Origin of the sequence: Roseateles chitinivorans (genome assembly GCF_002761755.1) — a bacterium.
GTDB lineage: Bacteria > Pseudomonadota > Gammaproteobacteria > Burkholderiales > Burkholderiaceae_C > Roseateles > Roseateles chitinivorans.
In genome coordinates this window covers 1-483 of the sequence record NZ_PEOG01000190.1, presented here as the reverse complement: position 1 = coordinate 483, position 483 = coordinate 1, and the positions used below count along the sequence as shown (strand labels likewise).

The window sequence follows — 483 nt, the reverse complement described above, 5'->3', positions numbered from 1 at the left end:
GTTCGGTCTCATCTGGCTACTGGTGTTCCAGCTGGCGGCAACCAACCCGATCGACACCCCGTCGTTCCTCCAGTGGATGGCGGATCTCGGTCCGTGGAACTACGCGATCGCCTTTGCTTTCATGATCACCGGTCTGTTGCTCACCATGCGCTGGCGCTGACCTGACACAAGGCAATAATGAATTCATTTTATGTTCTTGGCTTCGCCGATCCAGCAACGTCTGCCGCTCTCAATCACACCGATGTGATTCATCCCCATTGGGGATAGCACCTGTGGATAACTCCATCGGTACGGGTAAGAGGGTGTGAATAACCCGTGCAGCAAACTCAGTGGAGCCCGTCGACAGCAGGAATCGCAGGTTGTGGCATAGCCGGACTTATGATGGCTATCGCCGCTGTGACGGTGATCACAGACCCGCCCGGACGTGTTCTTGCCGGCATTGCCGCCGTGGGATTGCTCACGTTCGCAAGCTTCTCGTTACGT

General features: G+C 56.3%; 1 protein-coding gene. It reads left to right on the top strand.

The genetic code is table 11. The features are described 5' to 3' along the window. Positions 1 to 10 precede the first annotated feature (10 nt). Entirely contained in the window at positions 11 to 160 is a 150-nt protein-coding gene (locus tag CS062_RS27230; RefSeq protein ID WP_368372875.1) for a cell division protein CrgA, read from the top strand. The last annotated feature ends 323 nt before the right edge of the window (positions 161 to 483 follow it).